Origin of the sequence: Stenotrophomonas sp. PI_27, from assembly GCF_027854495.1 — a bacterium.
Classification (GTDB): domain Bacteria; phylum Pseudomonadota; class Gammaproteobacteria; order Xanthomonadales; family Xanthomonadaceae; genus Stenotrophomonas; species Stenotrophomonas pavanii.
The window spans coordinates 235,612-250,899 of the sequence record NZ_JAJNOF010000005.1 but is presented as its reverse complement, the minus strand read 5'-3'; the positions used below and the strand labels follow the sequence as shown (position 1 = coordinate 250,899).

Here is a 15,288-nt window from a genome sequence, read left to right as displayed (position 1 = left end):
CTTCCCTGCATCCAGCGCTGCGGCCTTCAGTGGGCCGCCATGTAGATATCCTGCAGCACGGCCTTTTCCAGCTCCAGCTCGCCCAGCAGGTTCTTCACGATATCGCCCAGGCTGAGGATGCCGACCAGCTGGTTGCCGTCGGTCACCATCAGATGACGGCGCCGCGAGTACGTCATCAGCGACATGGCCTGCTTCAGCGTGGCGTCCGGCGCAATGCCCTCAAGGCCGGTGGACGGCAGGCTGGAAATCACCCGGCGGCCGGCCTGCGGGCCGTCGTCGGCCAGGGTACGCACGATGTCCTTCTCGGAAATGATGCCGACCGGGGCACCGTCCTTCATCACCACCAGCGCAGCGATCCTGTTCGCGCTCATCTTGTGGGCGGCGGCACCGATCGTGTCTTCGGCATCGATGGTGATGACAGCTTCTTTCTTGGATTGCAGGAGTTCGCGGACGTTCATTCTTGTTTCCTGGTGCAGGTCACTGAAGTCAAAAAAGTGTGCTCTTCCGATACGCCCCCTCCCCGGGAACAGACCTTTCAGCGCACGTCTGGCGCACCCGGCTGCCGCATCGAATGCTTCGGCAGGCGACGTGCTGCAACGCGAACGAGGAAGGGTTCAACCGCTCAACCCGGACCTCGGTCCAATCGATTCTACGACTGCGACCCTCGGTCACTACCGGCATCGATGGGACAGTTCGTCGTGGGAACCAACTGACGATCCAGAGAATGGCACCGCGGCTGAAACCGCCGCTGAATACTGCCGGCCCTGCGCATTAAAGATTGACGGACGCCTGCCGCCCGCGGACAGAACAGCCGGCCGCTGTCCCACTTGGCGCTGCCACCGCTGCAAACGAAAGGGGGCCACGCGGGCCCCCTTCGCTTGCAGCGTCGCCGCCATCCGACAGCTGTTACTCCACCGTCACGCTCTTGGCCAGGTTGCGCGGCTTGTCCACGTCGGTGCCGCGTGCCAGCGCGGTGTGGTAGGCCAGCAGCTGCACCGGGATCGTGTGCACGATCGGGCTGAGCACGCCGGCGTGGCGCGGGGTGCGGATCACGTGCACGCCGTCGGACTCATTGAAGTTGCTGTCCTGGTCGGCGAACACGAACAGCTCGCCACCACGGGCGCGCACTTCCTGCATGTTCGACTTCACCTTCTCCAGCAGGCTGTCGTTGGGGGCGATCACCACCACCGGCATGTCCTCGTCCACCAGCGCCAGCGGGCCGTGCTTCAGTTCACCTGCCGGGTAGGCCTCGGCGTGGATATAGGAAATCTCCTTGAGCTTGAGCGAGCCTTCCAGCGCGATCGGGTAATGCAGGCCACGGCCCAGGAACAGCGCATTGGACTTGCGCGCGAAGCGCTCGGCCCACGCCGCGATCTGCGGCTCCAGGTTCAGTGCGTGCTGCACGCTGCCCGGCAGGAAGCGCAACTGCTCCAGGTAATCCGCTTCCTGCGCCCCGTCGATGCGGCCATGCAGCTTGCCCAGCACCACGGTCAGCTGGAACAGCGCGGCCAGCTGGGTGGTGAAGGCCTTGGTCGAGGCCACGCCGATCTCGGCGCCGGCGCGGGTGTAGCACACCAGTTCGCTGGCGCGCGGGATCGCGCTTTCCGGCACGTTGCAGATCGACAGCGTGTGCGTGTGGCCGAGCGACTTGGCGTACTTCAGTGCCTCCATCGTATCCAGCGTTTCGCCCGACTGGGAGATGGTGACGATCAGGTGCTTCGGGTTGGCATAGGCCGCGCGATAACGGTACTCGCTGGCGATCTCCACGCTGCACGGCAGGCCAGCGATGGCCTCGATCCAGTAGCGCGCGGTCAGGCCGGCGTAGTAGCTGGTGCCGCAGGCAATGATCTGCACGCCCTCGATGCCCGACAGCACCGCTTCGGCGTTCTTGCCGAACAGCTCGGCCGGGAAACCACCGGCGTCGATCGCCGCCTCGATGGTGTCACCCAGTGCGCGCGGCTGCTCGTGGATTTCCTTCTGCATGAAGTGGCGGTACGGGCCCAGCTCCAGCGATGCCAGCGACACGTCGGACAGGTGCACATCGCGCTCGACCGGCCGGTCATGCTCATCGAAGATGCGCACGCCATCGCGACGGATCTCAGCGGTGTCGCCCTCTTCCAGGAAGATCACCTTGCGGGTGGCCGAGATCACCGCCGAGACGTCGGAGGCGACGAAGTTCTCGCCCTCGCCCAGGCCCACCAGCAGCGGGCAGCCCATACGCGCGCAGACGAAGCGCTCCGGCTCGGCACGGCTGACCACGGCCAGCGCGTAGGCGCCGGTCAGCTCCTTCACCGTGTGCTGCAGCGCCACCAGCAGGTCATCGCCGCCCTTCAGGTGATGGTGGATCAGGTGCGCGATGACTTCGGTGTCGGTCTGCGACTCGAAGGTGTAGCCCAGCGCACGCAGCTTCTCGCGCTGCTCTTCGTGGTTCTCGATGATGCCGTTGTGCACCAGCGCCACGCCGTGGCTGATGTGCGGATGCGCGTTGGCCTCGGTGACGCCACCATGGGTGGCCCAGCGGGTGTGGCCGATGCCCAGCACCGCATGGAAGCCTTCGGCTTCAGCCGCCGTCGCCATTTCCGATACGCGGCCGGTACGGCGCACACGCCGTACCTCGGGGCGCTCGGCGTGGTCGATCACCGCGATACCCGAGGAGTCATAGCCACGGTACTCAAGCCGCTTCAGGCCTTCGATCAGTAGCGGCACCACGTCGCGATCGGCGATTGCACCCACGATTCCACACATGTCACGCGTTTCCATGAAGACGATCGGCGCATTCTAGCCCGCGCGTCCGGCTTCGCCCTCCTGTCCGCTTAATGAAAGTGTCCGGAAAGGTGTCCGCGGACACCCGGACACTCGTGGAAGCCACCCAAATCATTGATCTGCAATGAAATAAAGTTGGCACGCTACGTGCTTGCTATTGGCTACCACCGTCAGGCACGCACCGATGATCCGCGACACTTCCGCACAGGACCAGATCGTTTCCTCCGCCCCGGCCGGCACCTCCCGCGCAAGCTGGCACCGCTACCGCTGGCCGGCGCTGGGCGCCATCGCGCTGCTGGCCGGCATCGGCTGGGCGGTGCATGCCTGGTCCAATGCCAGCCGCTCCTTCGACAGCAGCCGCGTGCGCATCGCGGAGGTGAAGCGGGGCGATCTGGTCCGCGACATCGCCGCCGATGGACGGGTGATCGCGGCCAACAGCCCGATCCTGTATGCCGTGTCGGCCGGCACCGTCGACCTGAAGGTCGTTGCCGGTGACGTGGTGAAGAAGGGCCAGGAGCTGGCGATCATCGACAGCCCGGAACTGCGCAGCAAGCTGGCCCAGGAACAGGCAACGCTGGCGGGCCTGGAAGCCGAGGCCAGCCGCGCCGCGCTGGACGCGACCCTGGCCCGCGCCAAGTCGCGCAAGGAAACCGACCAGGCCACGATCGAACGGCAGGCCGCCGACCGCGACCTGCAGCGCTACCAGCGCGGCTATGACGGCGGTGCGGTGCCGCAGATCGACCTGGCCAAGGCCAAGGACTCGCTGAAGAAGGCCGACATCACCCTGGCCAACGCCACCACCGATGCGCGCCTGCAGAGCCAGGGCGCGGACCTGGATGCCCGCAACAAGCGCCTGCTGGCCGACCGCCAGAAGGCCGTGGTGGCCGAGGTGCAACGCCAGGTCGATGCACTGACCCTGCGCGCGCCGTTCGATGGCCAGGTCGGCCAGGTGCAGGCCGTCCAGTCCACCAACCTGGCCGCCAATGCACCGGTGCTGGGCGTGGTCGACCTGTCCAAGTTCGAAGTCGAGATCAAGGTGCCGGAAAGCTTCGCCCGCGACCTGGCGATCGGCATGCCGGCCCAGCTGACCGGCGGCAACGGCAAGCCCTTCCCGGGCGAGATCAGCGCGGTGTCGCCGGAAGTGGTCAACGGCGAGGTCAACGCCCGCGTGCGCTTTGCCAGTGCGCAGCCGGAAGGCCTGCGCCAGAGCCAGCGGATGTCGGTGCGGGTGCTGCTCGATACCCGCAAGGACGTGCTGAAGGTCGAGCGCGGCCCGTTCGTCGAGCAGGGCAATGGCATGGCCTACGTGATGGATGGCCGCACCGCCGTGCGGCGTCCGGTGGAACTGGGCGTCAGCAGCCTGGGCGAAGTGGAAATCAAGTCGGGTGTGCAGCCGGGCGACCGCATCGTGGTCTCCGGCAGCGACCTGTTCAAGGACGCCGAACGCGTCTCCGTCAACTGACACATTCTGGAGAGAGGACACCCCATGTACATGCTCGAAATGCGTTCGGTCGCCAAGGTCTTCCGCACCGAACAGGTGGAAACCCACGCGTTGCGCTCACTGGAACTGCAGGTCAAGGAGGGCGAGTTCGTCGCCGTCACGGGTCCGTCCGGCTCCGGCAAGACCACCTTCCTCAACATCGCCGGCCTGCTGGAGACCTTCACCAGCGGCACCTACCTGCTGGACGGCCAGGACGTGAGCACGCTGGGCGACGACGCCCGCAGCCGCCTGCGCAACCAGAAGATCGGTTTCATCTTCCAGGGCTTCAACCTGATCCCCGACCTGAACCTGTTCGACAACGTCGACGTGCCGCTGCGCTACCGCAAGATGAGCGCCAACGAGCGCCGCGAACGCATCGAGAAGGCGCTGACCCAGGTCGGCCTGGGCTCGCGCATGAAGCACTACCCGAATGAGCTGTCCGGTGGCCAGCAGCAGCGCGCGGCGATCGCGCGTGCGCTGGCCGGCAGCCCGCGCCTGCTGCTGGCCGACGAACCGACCGGCAACCTGGACACGCAGATGGCGCGCGGCGTGATGGAACTGCTGGAGGAGATCAACGCCGCCGGCACCACCATCGTGATGGTCACCCATGATCCGGAACTGGCCGCGCGTGCACAGCGCAACGTGCACATCGTCGACGGCCAGGTCACCGACCTGGTCCGCGAGCCGGTGCTGGCCACGCCGCGCCACATCGTCGCCGTCAACGAGTGAGGGCCCGGCCATGTTCGCCTACTACGCCCGATTGGCGGTACGCAGCTTCCGCCGCAACAAGGTCCTGACCGCGCTGATGGTGGTGGCCATCGCGCTCGGCATCGGTGCCTCGATGACCACCCTGACCGTGTTCCACGTCCTGTCCGGCAACCCCATTCCGGACAAGAGCGAGCGCCTGTTCTACGCGCAGATCGACCCGCGGCCCCGCAACGGCTTCGGCCTTGAGGAGGAACCGGAAGAGCAGATGACGCGCTATGACGCCGAAGCGCTGCTGCGCGAAGCGAAAGCCGAGCGCCAGGTGATGATGACTGCCGGTGATGCAACGATCGAACCGGACAACAGTACGCTCAAGCCGTTCTCCATCGACACCCGCTGGACCTCGGCCGACTTCTTCCCGATGTTCAACGTGCCCATGCAGTACGGGCGGCCGTGGACCCGCGAGGACGACAACGGGCGGGCCCGCGTGGCCGTCATCTCCAAGGCGCTCAACGAGAAGCTGTTCCAGGGCGCGAACAGCGTCGGTCGCGAAATCCGGCTCGAGGGCAATGCGCTGCGCATCGTCGGCGTCATGAAGGCCTGGAACCCGGAGCCACACTTCTTCGACCTCACCACCGGCGCGTTCGGCAAGGAAGAGGATCTGCTGGCGCCGATCTCCACCTCGTTCGATCTGCAGCTGGGCAGCAATGGCAACATGAACTGCTTCGGTGAAAATCCCGACGGCGCCAACAGCTACTCCGTCAACGCGCCCTGCGCCTACCTGCAGTACTGGGCAGAGATGGATCCGTCCAAGGCCGGCGACTACCGGCGCTATCTGGAGAACTACTCCAGCCTGCAGCGCCAGGCCAGCCGCTTCGAACGCCCGGTCAACGTCCGCCTGCGCAACGTGATGGAGTGGCTGGACTTCAAGGGCGCGGTACCCAGCGACGTGCGGCTGCAGCTGTGGCTGGCCCTGGGCTTCCTCGGCGTCTGCCTGGTCAACACGGTCGGCCTGCTGCTGGCGAAGTTCCTGCGCCGCAGCGGCGAGATCGGTGTGCGCCGCGCGCTGGGCGCCAGCCGCGGCCAGATCTTCCTGCAGTGCCTGGTCGAAGCCGGTGCCGTGGGTGTGGTCGGCGGCGTGCTCGGCATCGGACTGGCCCTGCTGGGGCTGTACGCGGTCCGCCAGCAGCCCGTCAGCTACGCGCAGCTGGCCCACCTGGATGGCAGCATGCTGCTGCTCGCGCTGGGCCTGACCCTGCTCGCCAGCCTCGCCGCCGGCTTCCTGCCCGCCTGGCGCGCGATGCAGGTCACTCCCGCCATCCAGCTCAAGTCGCAGTAAGCACGAGAACGAGGACCTCCCATGGACATCCGCCCCATCCTCAGCACCCTGCGCCGGCACAAGACCGCTGCCGCGCTGATCGTGCTTGAAATCGCCCTGACCTGCGCCATCGTCTGCAATGCCCTGTTCCTGGTCAGCCAGCGCGTGGAGCGCATCAGCCGGACCAGCGGCATGGCCGAAAACGAGCTGGTCCTGGTCCGCGTGACCGGCGTCGGCAAGCAGACCGATGCCGCCGCCCGCACCCGCGAGGACCTGGCATCGCTGCGCGCCATCCCCGGGGTCACCGCGGTCAGCGTGATCAACCAGGTGCCGTTCCGCAACAGCTCGTCCAACACCAGCATTTCGCGCGAAATGAACCAGGAACGGCCGACGGCCAGCGTCGGCATGTACACGTTCTCCGAAGACGCCTTGCGCACGCTGGGCCTCAACCTGGTTGCCGGCCGCGACTTCCAGCCGGCCGAGTACTTCGACTTCGACAACCTGAGCAAGGCCAACGGCACGCCGGTGATCCTCAGCCAGGCCGCCGCGCACAAGATGGCGCCGGACGGCAATGCGCTGGGCAAGACGTACTACATGGGCAAGCAGACGGTGAACGTGATCGGCATCGTCGATACGCTGGCCACGCCCAATGGCTGGGGCAACAACTGGGATGACACCATGATCATGCCGGTGCGCCGCGTCTTCGGCGATGGCATCTACATGCTGCGCACCGATCCTGCGCGCCGCGATGAGGTGCTCAAGGCCGCACTGTCGGCCCTGGACCGCAACGATCCCAACCGCCTGATCCGCGAGAAGCAGTCGTTCACCGACCAGCGCGAGGACTTCTTCAAGAACGACCGCGCAATGGTCGGCCTGCTGATCACCGTCTGCGTGGCGCTGCTGGTGGTCACTGCGCTCGGCATCGTCGGGCTGGCCAGCTTCTGGGTGCAGCAGCGCAGCAAGCAGATCGGCATCCGCCGCGCGCTCGGCGCCACCCGGGGCCAGATCCTGCGCTACTTCCAGACCGAAAACTTCCTGCTGGCCACGCTGGGCATCGTGCTGGGCATGCTGGCCGCCTACGCGATCAACCTGGCACTGATGAACCTGTACGAGCTGCCGCGCATGCCGCTGCTGTACCTGCCGCTGGGCGCCCTGCTGCTGTGGACGCTGGGCCAGGTCGCGGTGTTCGGCCCGGCGCGCCGCGCTGCGGCGGTCCCCCCCGCAGTCGCCACGCGCGGAGCCTGAGATGCGCACACGGCTGATGACCCTGCTGATGCTCCTCCCACTGCCGGCAGTTGCCGGCGGTGGCAGCGCAAGCACCCTGCAGTGGCAGCAGGGCGAGGCCCGGCTGGCGCTGCACTCGACCGAAGGGCAGATCCAGGTGGAGGCGGCGCGCCCGGAGGGCCGATTCGGTGTCCGCCGCGGGGACCGCATCCTGCGCGTGGATGACACGCCCGTGTACCAGATCGATCACCTGTCCCGGGCGCTGATCGATTCCCCCGCCGCGCGGGCCTACCTGCTGCTGCGGCGGGAGCGACGGCTGGTGAGCGTCGCGGTGGATGTGGACGCCTGGCGCCAGGCGCTGGACGCTCCGCCGCCCCCGCCGCCGCCTCCTCCGCCCCGCCCCTGAGAAGCGGCAACGCCTGCATGGCCACGGCTTTGGCTATGCTTGATGGGTGGCGCCGGGCTCTCCCGGCGTACGGACACGAACACGGCTCCATCGGTGCCGCCCATCCCTTTCTGCAGAACCGCTTGATGCCTTCGATCCTGATCATCGATGACAACGCCAGTGTGGGCACCGCGCTGGACGTGCTGTTCTCCCTGCACGACATCGACACCCTGCAGGCGCAGAGCCCGGCCGAGGGCCTGGCGCTGCTGGAGTCGCAGCCGGTCGACCTGGTGATCCAGGACATGAACTTCAGCGAGGACACCACCTCCGGCGAGGAGGGCGAAGCGCTGTTCGCACAGATCCGCGCGCGCCACCCGGACCTGCCGGTGATCCTGCTGACTGCCTGGACCCACCTGAGCAGCGCAGTGGACCTGGTCAAGGCCGGTGCCGCCGACTACCTGGCCAAGCCGTGGGACGACCGCAAGCTGCTGACCACGGTCAACAACCTGCTGGAACTGTCCGAGGCCCGTCGCGAGCTGGACCGGCGGCGCGCGCGTGAGCTGCGGCAGCGCACTGCGCTGGAGGAGAAGTACGACCTGTGTGGCGCGGTCTTCGCCGATCCGGCCAGCGAGCGCGTCATCGCCCTGGCCTGCCAGGTCGCGCGCTCGGAGCTGCCCGTGCTGATCACCGGCCCCAACGGCGCTGGCAAGGAGAAGATCGCGCAGATCATCCAGGCCAACTCGCTGGTGGCCAAGGGCCCGTTCGTCACGGTCAACTGCGGCGCACTGCCGTCGGAACTGATCGAGGCGGAACTGTTCGGCGCCGAGGCCGGCGCGTATACCGGCGCCAACAAGGCACGCGAAGGCAAGTTCGAAGCTGCCGACGGCGGCACGCTGTTCCTGGATGAGATCGGCAACCTGTCGCTGGGCGGGCAGATGAAGCTGTTGCGCGTGCTGGAGACCGGCCGCTTCGAGCGCCTGGGCTCCAACCGCGAACGACAGGTCAAGGTCCGCGTGGTCAGCGCGACCAACGCCGACCTGCCGGCGATGATCCGCGACGGCAGCTTCCGCGAGGACCTGTATTACCGCCTCAACACGGTCGAACTGGTGCTGCCGCCGCTGGCCGAACGTCCGGGTGACATCGTGCCGCTGGCCGAGCGCTTCCTGGCTGCCGGCAAGCCGCTGGCCAGCGCCGCCGCTGCCGCCCTGCAGCGGCACCCGTGGCCGGGCAACGTGCGCGAACTGCGCAACGTGATCCAGCGCGCCGAACTGCTGGCGACCGGCAACCGCATCGACGTGGCCGATCTCAACCTGCCGCGTGCGGCACCGGCACCGCGCGCCACCGCGAGCGCCGGCAATGATCCAGACCGCGCGCGCATCGAGGACGTGCTGGCGCGCCACCATGGCGTCATCGCCCAGGCGGCCGCCGAGCTCGGCCTGAGCCGCCAGGCGCTGTACCGGCGCATGGACCGGCACGGCATCCCACGCGAATGAAACGGCGCTCGTTCACCTTCCGCCTGTTCCTGCGCCTGCTGCCGGTGCTGGCCCTGGCCGCTGCGTTGCCGTGGCTGCTGGCCTACTGGATGGACCATGGCTGGGTGGTGACCTCGGTGTCGGCGGCGCTGCTGCTGGCGCTGATGTGGTGGACCCTGCGCCGCGCCACCGCTCCGGTGCGCTCGTTGATGCGCGCGCTGTCCGGCACCACCAGCAGCTACCGCGACGGCGAGTACACCTTCGGCGTGTACTGGCCGGACAACGACGAACTGGGCGACCTGGTGCAGGCCCACCGCGAGCTGGGCGATGTGCTGCGCGAACAGCGGCAGGGCCTGGTGCAGCGCGAACTGCTGCTGGACACGATGGTGCAGAACACGCCGGTGGCGATGCTGTTGATTGCATCCGGCGGCGATGGCATCGCCCGCGTGGTGTTCTCCAACCTGGCCGCGCGCAAGCTGCTGCACGGCGGCTGGAAGCTGGAGGGCCAGCGCCTGGAAGAGGTGCTGGAGCAGGTGCCGGTGGAGCTGCGCGATGCCATCGTCCGCGGCGGCGACAGCCTCTTTGCGGTGCATGCCGAGGGCGAAGAAGGCGATGAGGAGGACGAGCAGGTCTATCACCTCTCCCGCCGCGCCTTCCAGCTCAACGGCCGCCCTCACGATCTGCTGCTGGTGCGCCTGCTCACTGCCGAGCTGCGCCGCCAGGAAGTGCAGACGTGGAAAAAGGTGATCCGGGTGATCAGCCACGAGCTCAACAATTCGCTGGCACCGATCGCCTCGCTGGCCCATTCCGGCGGCGTGCTGGTGCAGCGGGAGCGTTTCGAACGGCTGCCGGAGATCTTCACCACCATCGAGGACCGGGCGCGCCACCTGGAGGGCTTCATCCGTGGCTATGCGCGCTTTGCCAAGCTGCCCCAGCCACAACTGCAGACCGTGCACTGGGCGCCCTTCCTGTCCAGCCTGCGCCAGCAGATCCCGTTCACCCTGGAGCAGGAGCCGGACGAGGAACTGAGCAGCCGCATCGACATCGCGCAGTTCGGGCAGGCGCTGTTGAACCTGCTGAAGAACGCCCACGAAGCCTGCGCCGAAGCCGATCCGCCCAATGATGACGTGCGGGTGCAGCTGACGCGGCTGCCGCAGTGGCTGCGCCTGGATGTGCTGGATCGCGGCAAGGGCATGAACGAGCAGGTGCTGCAGAACGCGCTGATGCCCTTCTATTCGACCAAGCGCAATGGCACCGGCCTGGGATTGGCGCTGACCCGCGAGATCGTGGAGGCGCACGGAGGACGGGTGTCGCTGCAGAACCGCGGTGATGGCGGCTTGTGCGTGTCGATCCTGTTGCCGGTGGCTTGATCGGGTAGATCCACGCCATGCGTGGATGTGCCGACCCAGGTCGGCACCTACCCAACCTGCCGCATCGCCACCCGCAGGTGTATCGGGAACCCCAACGCGGCCTCTTCGGCCATCACCGCGCGCAGGCCCTCGCTCCACTCCGCTTCCGGCACTTCAACGAACCCTTCGCTGGCGTAGAAGGCTGCATTCCACGGGACATCGCTCAAGGTGGTCAGCACCGCGGCGGCAAAACCGGCCGCCCTGGCCTGCGCCACGGCATGCCGCAGCAGGGCACGGCCATGGCCACGACGCGCATGTGCCGGGTCCACATCCATCTGCACGACATGGAACTCGCCGCACAGCTCGCCGCCCAGCAGGTAACCCGCAATACCGCCTTCAGCGGCATCGACCACCCACAGCTGCCCGCGCCGAAGGCCATCCTGCAGTGCCTGCAGGTCCAGGCCGTGGCCGGCAAACACCGGATAGGCTTCGTGGCCCTTCAGCAGTTCGCCGGCACGCTGTTCAATTGCCGGCAACAGGCCGAGCTCGTCGGCGCGCGGGACACGTGGCTCAGGGCTTCTTGACCGGGCGCTTCCAGCCATCGATCGTTTCCTGTCGTGCGCGCGCCAGGGTCAGCTTGCCGTCCGGAGCGGTGCGGGTGATGACCGAACCCGCGGCGATGGTGGCGCCCTCGCCGATCGTCAGCGGCGCCACCAGCGAGCTGTTGGAGCCGATGAACGCGTTGTCGCCGATGGTGGTGGTGGACTTGTTCACGCCATCGTAGTTGCAGGTGATCGTGCCGGCACCGATGTTGACCCGGCTGCCAATCTCGGCATCGCCCAGGTAGGTCAGGTGGTTGGCCTTGCTGCCGACGCCAAGGGTGACCTTCTTGGTTTCAACGAAGTTGCCGACGTGCACGCCATCGGCCAGCACGGTACCGGGGCGCAGGCGCGCGAACGGTCCCACCAGCGCGGCACCTTCGGTGACCACGCCTTCCAGATCGCAGTGCGCGCGCACCTCGGTGCCCGGGCCCAGATTGACATCCTTCAGGCGATTGAACGGGCCCACGGTGACGCCGTCACCGAGCACGATGTTGCCCTCGAGGATGACATCGACATCGATCAGCACGTCACTGCCGACGGTGACCGTGCCGCGGATGTCCAGGCGCGCCGGATCGCGCACCCGCGCGCCCTGCGCGCACAACGCCCGCACCGCGCGACGCTGCCACGCACGCTCCAGCTGCGACAGCTGCCAGGGATCGTTTGCGCCTTCGGCTTCCTGCGCGTCGGCCACCAGCGCCATTTCGGCCGGGGTGTACTCATGCGCGGCGAAGGCGAACACGTCGGTGAGGTAGTACTCGCCCTGTGCGTTGCTGTTGGACAGCTGCGACAGCCAGCGTCGCAGCGCGGTGGATTCAGCGGCGATGATGCCGGTGTTGATCGTGCGCACGCGCAGCTGGTCGTCGGTGGCGTCCTTCTGCTCGACGATCGCGCCGACCCTGCCCTCGGCGTCACGCAGCACGCGCCCGTAACCGGTCGGATCATCGACCTCGGCCACCAGCACCGCCAGTCGCCCCGGCTCGGCCAGCAGGTCGCGCAGCGTCTGCGCGCGGATCAGCGGCACGTCGCCGTACAGCACCAGCACCTGCGCGGCATCGGGCACCTGCGGCATTGCCTGCGCCACCGCGTGGCCGGTGCCGAGCTGTTGTGCCTGCTCGGCCCACTGCAGGTCGGGCTGGTCGGCAAAGTACTGCCGCACCGCCTCGCCACCGTGGCCGTAGACCACGTGGATGGCCGCCGGCTGCAACGCGCGGGCGGTATCGATCACGTGCGCCAGCATCGGCTGGCCGGCGATCGGCTGCAGCACCTTCGGCAGCACCGACTTCATGCGCTTGCCGGCGCCGGCGGCGAGGATGATGACGTGCAGGGCTTGGGTCATGGGAGCGGCGGTCCGTAATTCGTTGCCGGTGATTCTAGAGCGTGGGCCGTTAACATGGGCATCCTTCCTCCTTCACCATGCCGATGAGCCTCGTCCGCCAGGGAGGCGCCTACCTCGTGATTGGGCTCGTGCAGCTGCTGGTCGATTGGCTGGTGTTTGTGGCCGCCACCGCGCTGGGCATGCCGGTGGCGCCAGCCAACATCGCCGGTCGCCTGGCCGGCATGCTGCTGGGCTTCTGGCTCAACGGCCGCTACACCTTTGCAGAGGCCGGTACCCGCAAGCTGGGATGGAAGCGCTTTGCACGCTTCTTCGGGCTGTGGCTGCTGCTGACGGCGGCGAGCACGCTGCTGGTCAGCCTGGTCGACCAGGCGCTGGGCCTGCAGTACACCTGGCTGGCCAAGCCGCTGGTGGAAGGCGGTCTGGCGTGCGTGTCGTTCCTGCTGATGCGCTACGTGGTGTACCGCTGAGACGGCACCAGGATCGGGATCGGGGCTGGGATTGGTAGAGTCGACTGTCAGTCGACTGCTCTTCCATCAGGTCGCCAGAATGCCGCGCTGCGCGCGATAGTCGACTAACAGTCGACTCTACCCGGTCGGCTCCAGCCAGTCGGCCCTGCCCGCGCCAAACAAAAACGCCGGCACGGGGCCGGCGTTCTCGTGGATGCTGCGCGAACCTCAGTGCTTGAGGGTCTTGCGCAGGCGTTCCAGTGCCTGCAGCTGGACGACGGCCTCGGCCAGCTTCTGCTGGGCTTCGGCCACTTCCATCGCTTCGCCGCGGTTGGCCAGGATGCGCTCGGCTTCTTCCTTGGCCTTGCGGACCGAGGCTTCGTCGATGTCCTGCGCGCGGATCGCGGTGTCGGCCAGCACGGTCACCACCTGCGGCTGCACTTCCAGGATGCCGCCGGAAATGGCGAAATCCAGCTGCTCGCCGTTCGGCGTGGTCACCACCACCTTGCCCGGCTTCAGGCGGGTGATCAGCGGCGCGTGCTTGGGCGCGATGCCCAGTTCGCCCAGCTCACCGGTGGCCACGACCAGGGTCGCTTCGCCACGGAAGATTTCCTGCTCGGCGCTGACGATGTCGCAACGGATCGTGCTCATGCAAATCTCTTCGCTGTTCGCGGCGGCGCAATGCCACCGTGGGGGTCCACCGGCGCGGGCGGTCGCCCGGCGCCGGCGTCAGGTCGGGCAGGATCGCTCCCGCCCGGCCCGGATCAGGCCTTCTCGGCCATCTTCTTGGCCTTCTCGACCGCTTCTTCGATGCCGCCGACCATGTAAAACGCCTGCTCCGGCAGGTGGTCGTATTCGCCATCGACGATGGCCTTGAAGCCACGGATGGTGTCCTTCAGCGGCACGTACTTGCCCGGCGAACCGGTGAACACTTCGGCCACGTGGAACGGCTGGCTGAAGAAGCGCTCGATCTTACGGGCGCGCGACACGGCCTGCTTGTCCTCTTCGGACAGCTCGTCCATGCCCAGGATCGCGATGATGTCCTTCAGTTCCTTGTACTTCTGCAGGGTCTGCTGGACGCGCTGGGCGGTGTCGTAGTGCTCGTGGCCGATGACCAGCGGGTCCATCTGGCGGCTGGTGGAGTCCAGCGGATCGACGGCCGGGTAGATACCCAGCGAGGCGATCGAACGCGACAGGGTCACGGTCGAGTCCAGGTGGGCGAAGGTGGTCGCCGGCGACGGGTCGGTCAGGTCGTCCGCGGGAACGTAGACGGCCTGGATCGAGGTGATCGAACCATTTTTGGTCGAGGTGATGCGCTCCTGCAGGACGCCCATTTCCTCGGCCAGGGTCGGCTGGTAACCCACCGCGGACGGCATGCGGCCCAGCAGTGCCGACACTTCGGTACCGGCCAGGGTGTAGCGGTAGATGTTGTCGACGAACAGCAGGACGTCCTTGCCCTTGCCGTTTTCGTCCTTCTCGTCGCGGAAGTACTCGGCCATGGTCAGGCCGGTCAGGGCGACGCGCAGACGGTTGCCCGGCGGCTCGTTCATCTGGCCGTACACCATCGCCACCTTGTCCAGGACGTTGGAGTCCTTCATTTCGTGGTAGAAGTCGTTGCCCTCACGGGTACGCTCACCCACGCCGGCGAACACGGACAGACCGCTGTGCGCCTTGGCGATGTTGTTGATCAGTTCCATCATGTTGACGGTCTTGCCGACGCCGGCGCCGCCGAACAGGCCGACCTTGCCGCCCTTGGCGAACGGGCACATCAGGTCGATGACCTTGATGCCGGTTTCCAGCAGCTCGGTGGCCGGGGACTGGTCTTCATACGACGGCGCAGCGCGGTGGATTTCCCAGTTGTCGCTGGCAGCGACCGGGCCGGCTTCGTCGATCGGACGGCCCAGCACGTCCATGATGCGGCCCAGGGTGCCGGCGCCGACCGGCACCGAGATGCCACGGCCGGTGTTGACGGCAACCAGGTTGCGCTTCAGGCCGTCGGTGGAACCGAGGGCGATGGTACGCACCACGCCGTCGCCCAGCTGCTGCTGGACTTCGAGGGTGATCTCGGTGTTTTCCACCTTCAGTGCGTCGTACACCTTCGGCACCGATTCACGCGGGAATTCGACGTCGACGACCGCGCCGATGATCTGAACGATCTTGCCCTGACTCATTGCTGCATCCTCTAATGTGTGCTTTGAACGAACGCGG

13 protein-coding genes and 1 pseudogene are annotated in these 15,288 nt (G+C 67.2%); 8 read left to right on the top strand and 6 right to left on the bottom strand.

Annotated elements, in window-relative coordinates; genetic code table 11:
* Positions 1-26: 26 nt before the first annotated feature.
* On the bottom strand, positions 27-458 hold the full coding sequence (locus LRM18_RS08865; RefSeq protein WP_064239232.1) for a CBS domain-containing protein: 432 nt from the start codon (positions 456-458) through the stop codon (positions 27-29).
* Between the two features lie 448 nt (positions 459-906).
* On the bottom strand, positions 907-2,745 hold the full coding sequence (gene glmS, locus LRM18_RS08860) for a glutamine--fructose-6-phosphate transaminase (isomerizing) (protein WP_270953607.1): 1,839 nt from the start codon (positions 2,743-2,745) through the stop codon (positions 907-909).
* 202 nt (positions 2,746-2,947) lie between these two features.
* Between glmS and LRM18_RS08855 the strand changes: the two genes are divergently transcribed.
* From LRM18_RS08855 to LRM18_RS08825, 7 genes and pseudogenes are all read left to right on the top strand, one after another.
* A complete protein-coding gene (locus tag LRM18_RS08855; RefSeq protein WP_049466613.1) occupies positions 2,948-4,225 on the top strand; it encodes an efflux RND transporter periplasmic adaptor subunit in 1,278 nt (425 codons plus the stop codon).
* A gap of 24 nt (positions 4,226-4,249) precedes the next feature.
* Positions 4,250-4,972 carry an ABC transporter ATP-binding protein gene (locus tag LRM18_RS08850; RefSeq protein ID WP_049466611.1) on the top strand — a complete coding sequence of 241 codons (723 nt, stop codon included), beginning with the start codon at positions 4,250-4,252 and terminating at the stop codon, positions 4,970-4,972.
* 10 nt (positions 4,973-4,982) lie between these two features.
* Entirely contained in the window at positions 4,983-6,287 is a 1,305-nt protein-coding gene (locus tag LRM18_RS08845; RefSeq protein ID WP_270953604.1) for an ABC transporter permease, read from the top strand.
* A gap of 21 nt (positions 6,288-6,308) precedes the next feature.
* Positions 6,309-7,511, top strand: a complete 1,203-nt coding sequence (locus tag LRM18_RS08840) for an FtsX-like permease family protein (RefSeq protein WP_057495084.1) — start codon at positions 6,309-6,311, stop codon at positions 7,509-7,511.
* A gap of 1 nt (position 7,512) precedes the next feature.
* The gene (locus LRM18_RS08835) at positions 7,513-7,896 is read left to right on the top strand and encodes a PDZ domain-containing protein (protein WP_164688600.1); all 384 of its coding nucleotides are present in this window, start codon (positions 7,513-7,515) and stop codon (positions 7,894-7,896) included.
* A 125-nt stretch (positions 7,897-8,021) separates the two neighbouring features.
* The gene (locus tag LRM18_RS08830; RefSeq protein ID WP_064239236.1) at positions 8,022-9,368 is read left to right on the top strand and encodes a sigma-54 dependent transcriptional regulator; all 1,347 of its coding nucleotides are present in this window, start codon (positions 8,022-8,024) and stop codon (positions 9,366-9,368) included.
* Positions 9,293-10,717: pseudogene (locus LRM18_RS08825) on the top strand (HAMP domain-containing sensor histidine kinase); the annotation flags it as partial. The gene LRM18_RS08830 and the pseudogene LRM18_RS08825, both read left to right, overlap by 76 nt.
* Positions 10,718-10,764: 47 nt before the next feature.
* Here the strand turns inward: LRM18_RS08825 and LRM18_RS08820 are convergent.
* Positions 10,765-11,298, bottom strand: a complete 534-nt coding sequence (locus LRM18_RS08820; protein WP_270953599.1) for a GNAT family N-acetyltransferase — start codon at positions 11,296-11,298, stop codon at positions 10,765-10,767.
* Positions 11,267-12,634 (bottom strand): bifunctional UDP-N-acetylglucosamine diphosphorylase/glucosamine-1-phosphate N-acetyltransferase GlmU, encoded by a 1,368-nt coding sequence (gene glmU / locus LRM18_RS08815; RefSeq protein WP_049466599.1) that lies wholly within the window; start codon positions 12,632-12,634, stop codon positions 11,267-11,269. Before glmU ends, LRM18_RS08820 begins: the two co-directional genes overlap by 32 nt.
* An 83-nt stretch (positions 12,635-12,717) precedes the next feature.
* Between glmU and LRM18_RS08810 the strand changes: the two genes are divergently transcribed.
* Entirely contained in the window at positions 12,718-13,101 is a 384-nt protein-coding gene (locus LRM18_RS08810; protein WP_270953596.1) for a GtrA family protein, read from the top strand.
* 207 nt (positions 13,102-13,308) lie between these two features.
* Here LRM18_RS08810 and LRM18_RS08805 read toward each other — a convergent pair whose 3' ends face one another.
* Both LRM18_RS08805 and atpD read right to left on the bottom strand, forming a co-directional pair.
* A complete protein-coding gene (locus tag LRM18_RS08805) occupies positions 13,309-13,731 on the bottom strand; it encodes a F0F1 ATP synthase subunit epsilon (protein WP_005411127.1) in 423 nt (140 codons plus the stop codon).
* A 113-nt stretch (positions 13,732-13,844) separates the two neighbouring features.
* Positions 13,845-15,251: a F0F1 ATP synthase subunit beta gene (gene atpD, locus LRM18_RS08800; RefSeq protein WP_005419510.1), complete on the bottom strand. Its 1,407-nt coding sequence runs from the start codon at positions 15,249-15,251 to the stop codon at positions 13,845-13,847.
* Between the last annotated feature and the right edge of the window lie 37 nt (positions 15,252-15,288).